Source organism: Nocardioides alcanivorans, assembly GCF_021555175.1.
Taxonomy (GTDB): Bacteria; Actinomycetota; Actinomycetes; order Propionibacteriales; family Nocardioidaceae; genus Nocardioides; species Nocardioides alcanivorans.
Genome location: NZ_JAKGRW010000013.1, coordinates 67,704 through 82,237, shown reverse-complemented (window position 1 = coordinate 82,237; position 14,534 = coordinate 67,704). Strand labels below are relative to the sequence as shown.

The 14,534-nt window shown below is 67.7% G+C and carries 18 protein-coding genes; all 18 read left to right on the top strand.

Annotated features, from left to right (window positions below; translation table 11 throughout):
- Positions 1-79: 79 nt before the first annotated feature.
- Positions 80-2,050, top strand: coding sequence for a transcription termination factor Rho (gene rho / locus L1066_RS08085; RefSeq protein ID WP_235735865.1), 1,971 nt, complete (start codon positions 80-82; stop codon positions 2,048-2,050).
- A 109-nt stretch (positions 2,051-2,159) separates the two neighbouring features.
- Positions 2,160-2,375, top strand: coding sequence for a 50S ribosomal protein L31 (gene rpmE, locus L1066_RS08080; protein ID WP_235735864.1), 216 nt, complete (start codon positions 2,160-2,162; stop codon positions 2,373-2,375).
- Positions 2,376-2,468: 93 nt separating this feature from the next.
- Positions 2,469-3,542 (top strand): peptide chain release factor 1, encoded by a 1,074-nt coding sequence (gene prfA / locus L1066_RS08075; RefSeq protein WP_235735863.1) that lies wholly within the window; start codon positions 2,469-2,471, stop codon positions 3,540-3,542.
- Positions 3,535-4,389, top strand: a complete 855-nt coding sequence (gene prmC / locus L1066_RS08070; protein WP_235735862.1) for a peptide chain release factor N(5)-glutamine methyltransferase — start codon at positions 3,535-3,537, stop codon at positions 4,387-4,389. The genes prfA and prmC overlap by 8 nt, the downstream gene beginning before the upstream one ends.
- A 7-nt stretch (positions 4,390-4,396) precedes the next feature.
- On the top strand, positions 4,397-5,059 hold the full coding sequence (locus L1066_RS08065) for an L-threonylcarbamoyladenylate synthase (protein ID WP_235735861.1): 663 nt from the start codon (positions 4,397-4,399) through the stop codon (positions 5,057-5,059).
- Positions 5,059-6,186, top strand: a complete 1,128-nt coding sequence (locus tag L1066_RS08060) for an MraY family glycosyltransferase (protein WP_235735860.1) — start codon at positions 5,059-5,061, stop codon at positions 6,184-6,186. Before L1066_RS08065 ends, L1066_RS08060 begins: the two co-directional genes overlap by 1 nt.
- Positions 6,187-6,324: 138 nt before the next feature.
- Positions 6,325-6,474, top strand: a complete 150-nt coding sequence (locus L1066_RS08055) for a hypothetical protein (protein ID WP_235735859.1) — start codon at positions 6,325-6,327, stop codon at positions 6,472-6,474.
- A gap of 26 nt (positions 6,475-6,500) precedes the next feature.
- The gene (locus tag L1066_RS08050) at positions 6,501-6,719 is read left to right on the top strand and encodes a hypothetical protein (protein WP_235735858.1); all 219 of its coding nucleotides are present in this window, start codon (positions 6,501-6,503) and stop codon (positions 6,717-6,719) included.
- A gap of 30 nt (positions 6,720-6,749) precedes the next feature.
- On the top strand, positions 6,750-6,968 hold the full coding sequence (locus L1066_RS08045) for a hypothetical protein (RefSeq protein ID WP_235735857.1): 219 nt from the start codon (positions 6,750-6,752) through the stop codon (positions 6,966-6,968).
- Positions 6,969-7,014: 46 nt separating this feature from the next.
- Positions 7,015-7,839, top strand: a complete 825-nt coding sequence (gene atpB / locus L1066_RS08040; protein ID WP_235735856.1) for a F0F1 ATP synthase subunit A — start codon at positions 7,015-7,017, stop codon at positions 7,837-7,839.
- 86 nt (positions 7,840-7,925) lie between these two features.
- Positions 7,926-8,129: an ATP synthase F0 subunit C gene (gene atpE, locus L1066_RS08035; RefSeq protein ID WP_139106449.1), complete on the top strand. Its 204-nt coding sequence runs from the start codon at positions 7,926-7,928 to the stop codon at positions 8,127-8,129.
- 37 nt (positions 8,130-8,166) lie between these two features.
- Positions 8,167-8,709 (top strand): F0F1 ATP synthase subunit B, encoded by a 543-nt coding sequence (locus tag L1066_RS08030; protein WP_235735855.1) that lies wholly within the window; start codon positions 8,167-8,169, stop codon positions 8,707-8,709.
- On the top strand, positions 8,709-9,521 hold the full coding sequence (locus tag L1066_RS08025; protein WP_235735854.1) for a F0F1 ATP synthase subunit delta: 813 nt from the start codon (positions 8,709-8,711) through the stop codon (positions 9,519-9,521). The genes L1066_RS08030 and L1066_RS08025 overlap by 1 nt, the downstream gene beginning before the upstream one ends.
- 49 nt (positions 9,522-9,570) lie before the next feature.
- Positions 9,571-11,211, top strand: coding sequence for a F0F1 ATP synthase subunit alpha (gene atpA / locus L1066_RS08020; RefSeq protein WP_235735853.1), 1,641 nt, complete (start codon positions 9,571-9,573; stop codon positions 11,209-11,211).
- 3 nt (positions 11,212-11,214) lie between these two features.
- Positions 11,215-12,147, top strand: a complete 933-nt coding sequence (locus tag L1066_RS08015) for a F0F1 ATP synthase subunit gamma (protein ID WP_235735852.1) — start codon at positions 11,215-11,217, stop codon at positions 12,145-12,147.
- A gap of 5 nt (positions 12,148-12,152) precedes the next feature.
- On the top strand, positions 12,153-13,613 hold the full coding sequence (gene atpD / locus L1066_RS08010; RefSeq protein ID WP_235735851.1) for a F0F1 ATP synthase subunit beta: 1,461 nt from the start codon (positions 12,153-12,155) through the stop codon (positions 13,611-13,613).
- Positions 13,613-14,002: a F0F1 ATP synthase subunit epsilon gene (locus L1066_RS08005; protein WP_235735850.1), complete on the top strand. Its 390-nt coding sequence runs from the start codon at positions 13,613-13,615 to the stop codon at positions 14,000-14,002. The genes atpD and L1066_RS08005 overlap by 1 nt, the downstream gene beginning before the upstream one ends.
- A 74-nt stretch (positions 14,003-14,076) precedes the next feature.
- Entirely contained in the window at positions 14,077-14,529 is a 453-nt protein-coding gene (locus tag L1066_RS08000; protein WP_235735849.1) for a DUF2550 domain-containing protein, read from the top strand.
- The last annotated feature ends 5 nt before the right edge of the window (positions 14,530-14,534 follow it).

The window sequence follows — 14,534 nt, the reverse complement described above, 5'->3', positions numbered from 1 at the left end:
CCGGCTCTGGAGCAGTGGCCCGTCTGGGCTCGCGGGGAGTCGGTTCACTGGTCGCCATCATCGACACCGAGGAACCTTCGTGACCGAGACGCCTGACAACGCCGTCGAGACCCCTGCCCCTGCCAAGAAGCGAGCGGGCGGGCTCAACGGCATGCTCCTTGCCGACCTCAAGGCGATGGCAGGCGCCCTGGGGATCAAGGGCTCCGGCAGCATGAAGAAGGCCCAACTGGTCGCGGCGATCCGGGAGCTCCAGGACGGCGTGAGCAAGCCGCCCGCTGAGAAGCAGGCGCGCGCGCCCAAGGCGGCCCAGCCCGAGAAGAAGGCCCAGCCCGAGAAGGTAGCCGAGTCCGAGAAGGCGGCCCAGCCGGAGAAGGCAACCCAGCCCGAGAGCGCGTCCGGCCGGTCGCGGCGCCCGCAGCAACAGGCGCAGCAGTCGGACGACGGTCGCGGCGGTGAGCCCCGGGCAGAGAGGGCCCGAGCCGAGAAGCCTCAGGCCGAGAAGGCCCAGCAGGCCCCTCGATCGGACTCTCCTGACAGGCAGCAGGCAGACGACTCCGCCGAGGGCCAGTCCGGCCAGCAGCGTCGCCGTGAACGCAACCGCAGCAACCGCGGTGACGGCAACCAGCAGGGTCAGCAGGGCGGTCAGTCCGAGAAGGGCGGTCAGTCCGAGAAGGGCGGTGACAAGCCCGACAAGAGTGGCGACAAGTCCGACCGGACGCCCGACAAGGGAGGCGAGCGCCAGCAGAAGCCGCAGCGTCAGAGCCACCAGCAGGACCAGCGCCAGCACGGACAGCAGCAGAGCCAGAACCAGGGACAGAGCGAGACCCAGCAGGGCCAGCACGACGACGGCGACGACGGCAGCGGCCGCAACCGTCGGCGTCGTGGCCGCGACCGCGATCGCAACCGTCGCAACGAGCCCGACACCACGATCCTCGAGGACGACGTGCTGGTGCCTGCGGCAGGCATCCTCGACGTGCTCGACAACTACGCCTTCGTGCGCACCACGGGCTACGCCGCCGGCCCCGATGACGTCTATCTCTCGCTGTCGCTGGTGCGGAAGTACGGTCTGCGGCGCGGTGATGCCGTCGTCGGGCAGGTTCGCCAGCCGCGTGAGGGTGAACGCAAGGAGAAGTTCAACCCCATGGTGCGGGTGGACATGGTCAACGGGGCCGACCCCGAGACCGCCGCCGAGCGTCCCGACTTCACCACCATGACACCGGTGCACCCGACGCAGCGGCTCCGGCTCGAGACCACTGCCCACGAGGAGATCGGCCGGGTCACCGACCTGCTCGCTCCCCTCGGCAAGGGACAGCGTGCCCTGATCGTCGCCCCGTCGGCATCGGGACGCACCAGCGTGCTCAAGTCGATGGCTGCCGCGATCACGAGGAACAACCCCGAGTGCCACCTCATGGTGGTGCTGCTCGACGAGCGCCCCGAAGAGGTCACCGACTTCCAGCGCTCCGTCAAGGGCGAGGTCATCGCCTCCACCTTCGACCGGCCCGCCAGTGACCACACCAGCGTCGCCGAGTTGGCCGTCGATCGGGCCAGGCGCCTCGTCGAGCTCGGCCACGACGTCGTCGTTCTCATGGACGGCATGACCCGGCTCGGTCGCGCCTACAACCTCAGCGCCCCCGCCAACGGCCGCACCTTGCCGAGTGGCATCGACGTCTCCGCGCTGCACCCGCCGAAGAGCCTCTTCGGCGCGGCCCGCAAGCTGGAGGACGCCGGCTCGCTCACCATCATCGCGACGCTCCAGGTCGACAGCAGCTCCTCGATCGACGAGGCGATCCACGACGAGTTCCAGGGCACGGCCAACTCCGAGCTCCGGCTCCGGAGGGAGTACGTCGACAAGCGGCTCTTCCCGGCCGTCGATGTCATCCACACCGCCACCCGGCGCGACGACCTGCTCCTCACCGAAGCGGAGTCGGCAGCGGTGCAGACGCTCCGTCGTACCCTCGGTGCGGACCCCGAGGAGGCCCTCGTGCGTCTCCTGGAGCTGGTGCGCAGCACTGCGTCCAACGCCGATCTGCTTGCCCGGGCCGGACGCTGACGGACGCCGATTGGCGTCACTTTGGCGCCAGTGGCAGAATTGACTGGTTGGCACCGGCTCACGCACCCACGGTGGGGTGCGACCCGGCGGTCATGTTGAGGAGAGAAGAATGAAGAAGGACATCCACCCGGACTACATCGAGACCCAGGTGACCTGCACCTGCGGCAACTCGTTCACGACCCGCAGCACGGCCAAGGCGGGCTCGATCCACGCGGACACCTGCTCGGCCTGCCACCCGTTCTACACGGGCAAGCAGCGCATCCTCGACACCGGTGGTCGTGTGGCCCGCTTCGAGGCCCGTTACGCCAAGAAGGCTGCCAAGTAGCACTTCCCTGACGCCGGCCCCGCTCCTGACGAGCGGTGGCCGGCGTCAGTCGTTTCCACGCACCCACACGGCGCAGCCACACGGAGGAGAGCGATGTTCGAGGCGGTCCAGGCCCTGGTCGAGGAGCACGCGGAGCTGGAGGGTCGGCTGGGTGCTCCGGAGACACACGCCGACCAGCGGTTGGCCAAGAAGCTCAACCAGCGCTACGCCGAGCTGGGCGCTGTCGTGCGCGCGTGGCAGGAGCACGAACGTCTGGGCGACGACGTCGCCGCCGCTCGTGAGCTCGCGGCCGACGACCCCGACTTCGCCGCCGAGGCCGACGAGCTCGAGGCGCGGCGCGCAGAGACGGCAGAACGACTGCGTCGGCTCCTCGTGCCACGTGACCCCAACGACGCCAAGGACCTCATCCTCGAGGTGAAGTCCGGCGAGGGAGGCGAGGAGTCAGCACTCTTCGCAGGCGACCTGGTGCGCATGTACACCCGCTATGCCGAGGGCCGTGGCTGGCGCACCGAGGTGCTGGACGCCGCTCCCTCGGATCTGGGCGGCTACAAGTCGATCACGCTCGCGGTCCAGGCCAAGGGCACCCCGGAGCCGGGTGAGGCCCCCTATGCACAGCTCAAGTTCGAGGGCGGGGTCCATCGCGTGCAACGGGTGCCGGTGACCGAGTCGCAGGGCCGGGTGCACACCTCCGCCGCCGGTGTGCTGGTGATGCCGGAGGCCGAGCAGGTCGACGTCGAGATCAACGACAACGACCTGCGCATCGACGTCTACCGCTCCAGTGGCCCGGGCGGCCAGAGCGTCAACACCACCGACTCCGCGGTGCGGATCACCCACGTGCCCACCGGCATCGTGGCCAGTTGTCAGAACGAGAAGTCACAGCTGCAGAACCGTGAACAGGCGCTGCGCATCCTGCGCGCCCGGCTGCTTGCTGCGGCCGAGGAGGCCGCCGACGCAGAGGCTGCCGAGGCCAGGCGTTCGCAGATCCGCACCGTCGACCGCTCCGAGCGCGTGCGCACCTACAACTACCCGGAGAACCGCATCTCCGACCACCGCACCGGCTACAAGGCCTACAACCTCGACGTGGTGCTCGACGGTGACCTCCAGCCGGTCATCGACTCCCTGGTGGGGGCCGACCTCGCCGCCCGGCTGGAGGCGCTCGGTGAGTGACGTCGTACCCCTGCGTCGGGTGATCAGTGAGGCGGTCGACGCTCTCACTGCAGGCGGCGTGGCCTCCCCGCGGGTCGACGCCGAGCTGCTGCTCGCCCACGCCTTGGGCACGTCGCGCGGCCGATTGCTGCTGGTCGACGCGGTGCCCGCCACGGTCTCGCAGCGGTACGCCGCCCTGGTCGCTCGCCGTGCGGCTCGGGAGCCGTTGCAGCACCTGACCGGGGTCGCGCACTTCCGTGGCGTCGAGCTGTCGGTGGGCCCCGGGGTGTTCGTGCCCCGTCCCGAGACCGAGTTGCTGGCCGGCTGGGCCGTCGAGCGGGCGGGTGAGGTGAACGGGCGTCAGCCGGTCGTGGTCGACCTGTGCACCGGGTCCGGTGCCATCGCCAAGGCCGTGGCCCACGAGGTGCCGCAGGCCCGGGTCGTGGCGGTCGAGCTCGACCCGGCTGCCGCCGCCTGGGCCGTGCGCAACCTGAGTGGCACCGGGGTCGACTTCCGGGAGGGCGACATGGCCACGGCGGCCGGCGACCTTGCCGGCGAGGTCGACGTGGTCGTGTGCAACCCGCCCTACATCCCGCTCGAGGCGTGGGAGAGCGTCGCCGTGGAGGCGCGCGACCACGACCCTGAGCTGGCGCTCTTCTCCGGCAACGACGGGCTCGACGCGATGCGGGTGCTGGAGCGCACCGCGGCCGGACTGCTGCGTGCCGGCGGGGTCGTCGGTGCCGAGCACGCCGAGGTCCAGCACGACGTGGCGCCCGCGGTGTTCCGGGCCACCGGACGGTGGCGCGACGTACGCGACCACCCCGACCTGACCGGGCGTGCGCGGTATCTGACCGCGCGGCTGGGATGATGTCCCGGTGAGACTCGCGACAGGCGACGCGGAAGCGTTGGAGCAAGCCGTCGAAGCAGCGACCCGTGCCGTGCGTCGCGGCGACCTCGTGGTGCTGCCCACCGACACCGTCTACGGCATCGGCGCAGACGCGTTCGACCCCGTTGCGGTGGCCGGGCTGCTCGCAGCCAAGGGCCGGGGCCGCGAGATGCCGCCGCCGGTCCTGGTGGCGAGCAAGGCCACGCTGCATGCCTTGACGTCGTCACTCCCTCCGTGGGTGACGCCCCTGGTCGACGCCTTCTGGCCCGGACCGCTCACTCTCGTGTGCCGTGACCAGTCGTCGCTGCAGTGGGATCTCGGTGACACCCGAGGAACCGTCGCGGTGCGGATGCCCGACCACCCGGTGGCCCTGGCGGTGCTCGAACGGACCGGTCCGATGGCGGTGTCGTCCGCCAACACCAGCGGCGCGCCCGCGGCGACCGACGTCGACGCGGCCGAGGCGATGCTGGGGGAGCAGGTGGTGGTCTACGTCGATGCGGGTCCCACCGCCAGCAGCCAGCCCTCCACGATCCTCGACGTCACCGGTGACGTGCCCCGGCTGCTCCGGCTCGGCACGCTGTCGATCGAGCGCATCGACGAGGTGCTGGAACCGACCGGCAAGGCCGTGCTGGTGCCGGACGAGACGGACTGATGCGCGAATACCTCGTCGTCTTCCTGGTGGCTGCCTCGGTCACCTACCTGCTCACGGTCATCGCCCGGGAGATCGCGTTGCGTCTCCACGCGGTCGCCCAGGTGCGTGATCGTGACGTCCACGTGGTGCCGATCCCCTACTTCGGGGGCATCGCACTGCTCGGCGGGCTGACCGCTGCCTACTTCGTCGCCAGACAGTTGCCCTTCCTCTCGACGCAGAGCCAGGAGAACGTCTTTCGGGACGCCGGAGTGGTGCTGCTCGCGGGCGCGTTCATCTGTGTCATCGGGGTCTTCGACGATCTCTTCGAGCTCGACGCGCTGACGAAGCTGGGTGGCCAGGTCCTCGCAGCCGGCATCCTGGTGCTGTTCGGCGTGCAGTACCTCTATTTCCCGGCACCCGGCGGGGGACAGTTCGCTCCCGACCAGACGCAGGCCGCGCTGCTGACCGTGTTGACCGTCGTGGCGACGATCAACGCCGTGAACTTCGTCGACGGGCTCGATGGCCTGGCAGCTGGCGTCGTGGGCGTCGGAGCGCTTGCGTTCTTCCTCTTCTGCTACCAGATCGCCAATCTCAACGACCGCACCCTGGCCGTCACCGGCGCACTCCTGTGCGCGGCGCTCGCGGGTGCCTGTGCGGGCTTCATCCCGCACAACTTCTTCCCGGCACGGTTGTTCATGGGCGACTCAGGATCGATGCTGCTGGGGCTCTTCCTGTCCGCGTCGGCGCTGACCCTCACCGGCCAGTTCACCGCCACCGAGGTGAGCCGTGGCGGCAGTGGGCAGGAGGCGAGCCTGCTGCCCACCTTGCTGCCGATCATCGTTCCCCTGTCGATCCTGATCGTCCCGTTCGCCGACCTGGTGCTGGCCGTCGTACGACGCACCCGGCGCGGGCAGATGTTCTACCACCCTGACAAGCAGCACCTGCACCACCGGATGCTCCAGATCGGCCACAGCCATCGCCGTGCGGTTCTCATCATCTGGCTGTGGGCCGGCCTCATCGGCTTCGGAGCGGTCCTCGCCGCCCTCTACGCCGGCCCGATCACCTGGGTGTCGCTCGGCGTCTGGTTCGCACTCACCGTCGTGCTCACATTCGTGGTTCCCAAGCTCAGTGGGATCGACCCCGAATAGGAGCCGCGCTGGCGCTTGTGCTAATTTTCACAAGCGCCGGAAGCGTCACTCCGGCACCCTGAACGTCCAAGAGAAACGGCCGCCCGCATGACGACCGCAGACACCAGCCGCACCAGATCTCCCGGTGCTGGAATCTTGGTGAAAGCGGGCATTTTCTGCCTCGTCGTCGGTGTGGCCGCGAGTGTGGCCGGTGGCGTGCTCTCGGGCAGTGCCGCAGCGGCAGGCGCACTCGTGGCGACCGCGCTCGTGCTGGTGGTGTTCGGTGGGGAGCGGCGCTCGTCCACCTGATCGCCGGTGTCCTTCCCTCCGCCTCGATGCTGATCGCGCTGTTGACCTACACCCTGCAACTCGTCGTGATGGCAGTCGTCCTGATCGTGATCTCGCGCTCCGAGCTGCTCGACGGCACCCTGGATCGCGGGTGGCTGGGCGGCACGGTGATCGCCGGCACGATTGCCTGGCTGGCGTGCCAGGTCGTCGTCGCCACCCGGGTGCGGATGCCGGTCTACGACCTTGAGGAGCCGGGTGCGCAATGACCCCACGCGACTGCTATTGTCCGGTGCGCGATGACTCAGCCGAAAACCCCGTCGGAGCCGAAGGGCGACCCTTGGCACGCGTTCGGATACATCGTCTCGGGCGTATTCGTCTACGGGCTGATCGGCTGGGGGCTGGACCGCTGGCTCGGAACCACGTTCTTGGTCGCGATCGGGATCCTGATCGGTGCGGGGTTCGGCTTGTTCATGACCTTCGCCCGGTTCAACCGGGTGCCGCCGGAACCGCAGTAGCAATCCGCAAACAAAGACTTGTAGTGCAGCAGACACAGGAGACACGGTGAGTTCAATCGCGATGTCCGTCGTGCGTGCCGAGGGCTTCCACGCTCCCGGGCCGCAGGACTTCAACCTGCCGCCTATCGGGCCGGACAAGACGTTCGAGTTCCTCGGGCAGACGATGTACCTCGGCGTCACCAAGCCGATGATCCAGATGGTGCTCGTCGCCGGCGTCGTCTTCCTCTTCTTCTGGGCGGCCTCGCGCAAGCGCGCCATGGTCCCGAGCAAGCTCCAGTACGTCGGTGAGGCCGGCTACGGCTTCGTGCGCAACTCCATGGGCCGCGACATCATCGGCACCAAGGACTTCTTGCCCTACGTGCCCTACCTGTTTGCGCTCTTCTTCTTCATCCTGATCAACAACATGCTGGCGAGCGTCCCGTTCTTCCAGTTCCCGACCTTCTCCAGGGCCGGACTGGTCTACGCGCTCGCGGCCATCAGCTGGTTCGTCTACCTCGGCGTCGGCATCAAGAAGCACGGCTTCGGCGGCTTCCTCAAGCTCACCTGCGTCCCGCAGGGCGTCAGCAAGGCCATGTGGCCGCTGCTGATCCCGCTCGAGTTCATGTCGAACATCCTGGTCCGCCCGGTCACCCTGGCGCTGCGACTGTTCTGCAACATGTTCGCCGGGCACATGCTGCTCATCCTCTTCGCCCTCGGTGGCGAATACCTGATCACGGAGATGTCCGCGGCCTACGCGCCGGTCGGTGTCATCGCCTGGGTCCTGTTCATCCTGGTTTCGTTCCTCGAACTGCTGATCCAGTTCCTCCAGGCCTATGTCTTCGTGTTGCTGAACGCGATGTACATCCAGGGCTCGCTCGCTGACGAGCACTGATTCATCCGGTGCCGCCATGCCGGGACCGGTCATCACAACTCACACCCAAGATTTCCAAAACAGGAAATAACCGAAAGGAAACCGCCGTGGACGGCAACCTCAACATGATTGGCTACGGCCTCGCTGCGATTGGCCCCGGTGTTGGTATCGGCCTGATCTTCGCCGCCTACATCAACGGTGTCGCCCGTCAGCCGGAGGCCCAGAGCCGCCTGCAGACGATCGCCATCCTGGGCTTCGCGCTCGCCGAGGCGCTCGCGATCATCGGTATCGCCCTCGCGTTCGTTCTCTGACCCAGCCTGACGTAGGACCCGGAAGAAGGACCTGCCCATGCAGACTCTGACCATTCGCGCAGCCGGTGGTGAGCTCAACCCGCTCATCCCGCACCCGATCGAGATCGTTCTCTCGCTCGTCGTGTTCGCGATCTTGTTCTTCGCGGTCAAGAAGTTCGTCGTACCGAACTTCGAGGCCACCTTCGCCGAGCGCACCTCGGCGATCGAAGGCGGACTCGCTGCTGCCGAGACCAAGCAGGCCGAGGCGGACGCCAAGCTTGCCGATCTCGAGCAGCAGTTGTCCGAGGCCCGTCACGAGGCCGCGCGCATCCGTGAGGAAGCACGCGAGCAAGGCGCCGCGATCGTTGCGGAGATGCGTGCTCAGGGGCAGGCCGAATCCGAGCGGATCGTTGCGCACGGCAAGGCGCAGATCGAGGCGGAGCGCCAGCAGGCGGTCACCTCGTTGCGTGCCGAGGTCGGCAACCTGGCCACCGGCCTCGCCGGTCGGATCGTCGGGGAGAGCTTGGACGACGAGGCTCGCCAGAGCCGGGTCGTCGACCGCTTCCTCAGCGAGCTCGAGTCCGGGAGCGGGGTCAACTGATGACCACCAGCGGCTCCTTCCGGGGCGCCTCTGCCGAAGCGTTGCGCACGCTCACTTCGGCGCTGGACCAGGTCTCCGGTGACCTCACCGCCGTCGGGCAGGACCTGTTCCGGGTCGCCGCTCTGCTGCGTGGCGAGCCGGCCCTGCGCCGGGTTGCCACGGACCAGTCGGTGGCGACCGAAGCGAAGCAGGCGCTGCTCAGCCAGCTGCTCACCGGCAAGGTCGGCGCACCCGTCGTCGACCTCGCCGGCCGGGCCACTGGTCAGCGGTGGACCGCAACCCGGGACTTGGCTGACGCACTGGAGCACCTCGGCGTGCTCGCCACGGTGCGTTCGGCCGGCGCGGAGGCCTCGCGCCTCGAGGACGAGCTCTTCGAGGTCGCCCAGCTCGTGGGCAACAACCCTGAGCTGCGCGATGCGCTCTCCGACCCCGCCCGCAGCACTGAGGACAAGCAGCAGCTGGTCAGCGGCCTGCTCGCAGGCAAGGCCTTGCCCGGCACTGTCACCCTTGCAGAACAGTCGGTGACCGGTAGCTACCGCACGGTGGGTGTCGCGCTGGGTGCTTTCCAGCAGACCGCCGCCGCCGCGGCCAAGCAGGCAGTGGCGGAGGTCCGTGTGGCCAAGCCGCTCGCCGACGCCGACCGACAGCGCTTGGTCGACGTGCTCTCCCGGCAGTACGGCAAGCCGGTGCATGTCAATGTCGTGGTGGACGCCGATGTGATCGGTGGAATCCGCGTCGAGATCGGTGACGACGTCATCGATGGCACGGTGTCCAACCGACTGGACTCCGCGCGCCGCGCGTTGGCTGTCTGACCGGCGCACCCTCCGACAACTTCGAGCAACTGAGAATGAGAGAAGAGTGATGACGGAGCTTTCCATCCGTCCGGATGAGATCCGGGACGCCCTCCAGCGCTTCGTGTCCGACTACAAGCCTGAGTCCGCCAGCCGTGAAGAGGTCGGCAAGGTCGCCGAAGCCGGCGACGGCATCGCCCGCGTCTCCGGTCTTCCGTCGGTCATGGCCAACGAGCTGCTCGAGTTCGAGGACGGCACGCTGGGCCTGGCCCAGAACCTCGACACCCGCGAGATCGGTGTCGTCGTCCTCGGCGACTTCGACAAGATCGAAGAGGGCCAGGCGGTCCGCCGTACCGGCGAGATCCTGTCTGTTCCCGTCGGCGAGGGCTACCTCGGCCGCGTGGTCGACCCGCTCGGTACGCCGATCGACGGCCTCGGGGAGATCGCTTCCGACGGTCGCCGCGCGCTCGAGCTGCAGGCGCCCAGCGTGATGCACCGCAAGTCGGTCCACGAGCCGCTTGCCACCGGCATCAAGGCCATCGACTCGTTGACCCCGGTCGGCCGTGGGCAGCGGCAGCTGATCATCGGTGACCGCGCGACCGGCAAGACCACGATCGCGATCGACACGATCATCAACCAGAAGCAGAACTGGGAGTCGGGCGACCCTAGCAAGCAGGTCCGCTGCATCTACGTCGCCATCGGTCAGAAGGGCTCCACCATCGCCTCCGTGCGCGGTGCCCTCGAAGAGGCCGGCGCCCTGGAGTACACGACCATCGTGGCTTCCCCGGCGTCCGACTCCGCCGGCTTCAAGTACCTCGCCCCCTACACCGGCTCGGCCATCGGCCAGCACTGGATGTACCAGGGCAAGCACGTCCTCATCGTGTTCGACGACCTGACCAAGCAGGCCGAGGCCTACCGCTCCGTGTCGCTGCTGCTGCGCCGTCCGCCGGGCCGCGAGGCCTACCCGGGTGACGTCTTCTACCTGCACAGCCGCCTGCTCGAGCGTTGCGCGAAGCTCTCCGACGAGCTGGGTGCCGGTTCGATGACCGGTCTGCCGATCATCGAGACCAAGGCCAACGACGTCTCGGCGTTCATCCCGACCAACGTCATCTCGATCACCGACGGTCAGATCTTCTTGCAGTCCGACCTGTTCGCTGCCAACCAGCGCCCGGCCATCGACGTCGGTGTGTCGGTCTCCCGCGTGGGTGGCTCGGCGATGACGAAGGCAATGAAGGCCGTCACCGGTTCGCTCAAGGTCGACCTGGCGCAGTTCCGCGCCATGGAGGCGTTCGCCATGTTCGCCTCCGACCTCGATGCCGCGTCGCGTCAGCAGCTCGCTCGTGGTCAGCGCCTGATGGCACTGCTCAAGCAGCCGCAGTACTCGCCGTACCCGGTCGAGGAGATGACCGCCTCCTTGTGGATCGGCACCACGGGTCGCCTGGACATCGTCCCGGTCGACGACGTGCTGCGCTTCGAGGAGGAGTTCATCGACTTCCTGCGTCGCTCGCACCCCGGCATCCTTGCCGGCATTCGCGAGACCCATAAGTTCGACGACGCCGCCGAAGCCGAGATGACCGCTGCCTACGACTCCTTCCTGGACCAGTTCCAGACCTCCGACGGCCAGTCGGTCAAGGCCGGCCGCGAAGAGCACGTTGCTCTGGAGGACGAGGACGTCGAGCAGGAGCAGATCGTCAAGCAGAAGCGGGGCTGACCCATGGCAGTCTCGCTGCGTGAGTACCGCGCGCGGATCAAGTCGACGGAGTCGATGAAGAAGATCACGCGCGCCATGGAGCTCATTGCTGCGTCCCGGATCATCAAGGCGCAGCAGCGGGCCCAGGCGGCAGCGCCGTATGCCCGTGAGCTGACCCGTGCGGTGTCGGCGGTGGCGACGTTCTCCAACGTCGACCACCCGCTGACCACCGAGCCGGAGAACCCGACCCGGGCCGCGATCCTGATCGTGACCAGCGACCGCGGTCTGGCCGGTGCCTACTCCTCCAACGTGCTCAAGGAGGCCGAGCGCCTCGTCGAGAAGTTGAAGGGCGAGGGCAAGGCCGTCGACCTCTACATCAGCGGTCGCAAGGGTGAGGCCTACTACAAGTTCCGCCAGCGCCCCGTGGTGCAGGCGTGGACCGGCTTCTCCGACCAGCCGACCTACGACGTCGCAGCCGACATCGGTGCCACGCTCATCGACGCCTTCACCGGCGACGACGACGCGGCTCCTGGTCCGGGCGCGCCGCAGGGCGTCGACGAGGTGCACGTGGTCTACACCCGGTTCCGGTCGATGCTGACCCAGGAGCCGACCGCGATCCGGCTGCTGCCGCTCGAGGTGGTGGAGGGTACCGAGGCTCCTGAGGCCGAGGACCTCCTCCCGCTCTATGAGTTCGAGCCGTCGCCCGCCGACGTCTTGGACTCGCTGCTCCCGCGCTACGTCCAGAGCCGCGTCTTCTTCGCCCTGCTGCAGGCGGCCGCTTCCGAGCTGGCCGCCCGTCAGAAGGCGATGAAGTCCGCCACGGACAATGCCGACGAGCTGATCAAGAAGTACACCCGAATTGCCAACCAGGCCCGCCAGGCCGGCATTACCCAGGAAATCAGCGAGATCGTCGGTGGTGTCAACGCACTGGCCGATGCAACCTCCGGGAATGAGTGAGAGACATGACTGCCACTGTTGAAGAGACGAACGCCGCTGGCGGTGCTGCTGGCGGCGTCGGTCGGATCGCCCGCGTCATCGGGCCCGTCGTTGACATCGAGTTCTCCTCGGACGAGATGCCTGCGATCTACAACGCCCTCAAGGTCGACATCGACCTCGGCGGCGAGACCAACACGATCACCCTCGAGGTGGCCCAGCACATCGGTGACGGCATGGTTCGTGCCATCTCGATGCGCCCCACCGACGGTCTGGTGCGCGGCGCCCAGGTGCGCGACACCGGCGAGCCGATCAGCGTTCCTGTGGGTGACGCGACCCTCGGTCGCGTGTTCAACACCACCGGTGAGTGCCTGAACCTCGAAGAGGGCGAGACCCTCGGTGCGACCGAGCGCTGGGGCATCCACCGCAAGGCCCCGCAGTTCGACCAGCTGGAGTCCAAGACCCAGATGTTCGAGACGGGCATCAAGGTCATCGACCTGCTCACCCCGTACGTGCAGGGTGGAAAGATCGGTCTGTTCGGTGGTGCCGGTGTCGGCAAGACCGTGCTGATCCAGGAGATGATCGCCCGCGTGGCGAAGAACCACGACGGTGTGTCCGTGTTCGCCGGTGTCGGCGAGCGCACCCGTGAGGGCAACGACCTCATCGTCGAGATGCAGGAGGCCGGCGTCTTCGACAAGGTCGCCCTGGTCTTCGGCCAGATGGACGAGCCGCCGGGCACGCGACTCCGTGTTGCCCTGAGCGCCCTGACGATGGCGGAGTACTTCCGCGACGTCCAGGGTCAGGACGTGCTGCTCTTCATCGACAACATCTTCCGGTTCACCCAGGCGGGTTCCGAGGTGTCGACGCTGCTCGGCCGGATGCCGTCCGCGGTGGGTTACCAGCCCAACCTCGCCGACGAGATGGGTGTGCTCCAGGAGCGCATCACCTCGACGCGTGGTCACTCGATCACCTCGATGCAGGCGATCTACGTGCCGGCTGACGACTACACCGACCCGGCGCCGGCGACCACCTTCGCCCACCTCGACGCCACCACCGAGCTCTCTCGCGAGATCGCGTCGCTGGGTATCTACCCGGCCGTGGACCCGCTGACCTCGACCTCGCGGATCCTCGACCCGCAGTACATCGGTGACGAGCACTACCGTTGCGCCGTTCGGATCAAGCAGATCCTCCAGCGCAACAAGGAGCTCCAGGACATCATCGCGATCCTCGGTGTCGACGAGCTCTCCGAAGAGGACAAGATCATCGTGTCGCGTGCACGCCGGATCCAGCGGTTCCTCTCGCAGAACACCTACGTTGCCAAGCAGTTCACCGGCATCGAGGGTTCGACGGTCCCGATCGCGGACACCATCGAGGCGTTCAACAAGATCGCTGATGGTGAATACGACCACGTGGCCGAGCAGGCGTTCTTCATGTGCGGCGGTCTGGACGACGTCGAGCAGAAGTGGGCCGAGATCCAGAAGAGCCTCTGATGGCTGCGCTTCAGGTCGAGCTGGTCGCCGCCGATCGCCTCGTGTGGTCGGGGCAGGCCACGATGGTGGGTGCCCGCACCACCGAAGGTGACGTGGGCATCCTGCCGGGTCACGCTCCGCTGCTCTCGCTCCTGGTGGAGGGCGTCGTCGACGTCACCACCACGGAGGGGGAGACCTGGGTGGCTGCTGTCGACTCCGGCTTCATCTCGGTCGCCGGCGATCGGGTGTCGGTGCTCGCCGAGCGTGCCGAGATGTCGCACGAGATCGATCTCGAGAACGCCCGTCACGACCTCGAGCGGCTGCACGCTGCCGGGGAGAACGACGACGCGGCTCTCGCGGCCGTGCGTCACGCCGAGGCCCGCATCCGCGCCGTGGAGATGGCCTCCTGAACAACTGAACACTCCATGCCTTAGAGTGACGCTCACATCCCCATGGATTGGGGCGTTCTTGGCGGGGAGGTTGGATGCCACTGTGGCAATGGATTCTCGACGGAGTCCTGCTCGCGCTGGTGTTCCTCTTCCTGTACGGAGTCGCCCTGGTAGTCCGCCGGCGAATGCTGGCGCGCAGCGGGGGCACATTTGAACTCAGTCACCGCGCCCGGTCCGACAGGACCGGGCGCGGTTGGGTTCTCGGAATCGGCCGCTACGACGGCGATCGCCTGGAGTGGTACCGGATCTTCTCGCTCTCGCCGCGGCCGCGTCGGGTCTGGGACCGCAACCGCGTCGACTATGCGGGTCGACGCGAGTCACGTGGGTCCGAGCATCTCGCGCTCTACACCGACCACGTGATCATCACCCTCGACAGCGCCAAGGGCGAGATCGAGCTGGCCATGAGTCCTGCGTCCCTCATGGGGTTCCAGGCGTGGGTGGAGGCCAAGCCTCCCGGCGCGGACTGGGACAAGCACCGGCTCCGTTGAGGATG

Excerpts from the sequence above, each read along its gene's own strand:
- atpA (WP_235735853.1), top strand. The coding sequence starts at position 9,571 with ATGACGGAGCTTTCCATCCGTCCGGATGAGATCCGGGACGCCCTCCAG.
- L1066_RS08025 (WP_235735854.1), top strand. The coding sequence starts at position 8,709 with ATGACCACCAGCGGCTCCTTCCGGGGCGCCTCTGCCGAAGCGTTGCGC.
- L1066_RS08030 (WP_235735855.1), top strand. The coding sequence starts at position 8,167 with ATGCAGACTCTGACCATTCGCGCAGCCGGTGGTGAGCTCAACCCGCTC.
- atpD (WP_235735851.1), top strand. The coding sequence starts at position 12,153 with ATGACTGCCACTGTTGAAGAGACGAACGCCGCTGGCGGTGCTGCTGGC.
- L1066_RS08060 (WP_235735860.1), top strand. The coding sequence starts at position 5,059 with ATGCGCGAATACCTCGTCGTCTTCCTGGTGGCTGCCTCGGTCACCTAC.
- L1066_RS08000 (WP_235735849.1), top strand. The coding sequence starts at position 14,077 with ATGCCACTGTGGCAATGGATTCTCGACGGAGTCCTGCTCGCGCTGGTG.
- L1066_RS08005 (WP_235735850.1), top strand. The coding sequence starts at position 13,613 with ATGGCTGCGCTTCAGGTCGAGCTGGTCGCCGCCGATCGCCTCGTGTGG.
- rpmE (WP_235735864.1), top strand. The coding sequence starts at position 2,160 with ATGAAGAAGGACATCCACCCGGACTACATCGAGACCCAGGTGACCTGC.
- L1066_RS08045 (WP_235735857.1), top strand. The coding sequence starts at position 6,750 with ATGACTCAGCCGAAAACCCCGTCGGAGCCGAAGGGCGACCCTTGGCAC.
- L1066_RS08015 (WP_235735852.1), top strand. The coding sequence starts at position 11,215 with ATGGCAGTCTCGCTGCGTGAGTACCGCGCGCGGATCAAGTCGACGGAG.
- prfA (WP_235735863.1), top strand. The coding sequence starts at position 2,469 with ATGTTCGAGGCGGTCCAGGCCCTGGTCGAGGAGCACGCGGAGCTGGAG.
- L1066_RS08050 (WP_235735858.1), top strand. The coding sequence starts at position 6,501 with ATGCTGATCGCGCTGTTGACCTACACCCTGCAACTCGTCGTGATGGCA.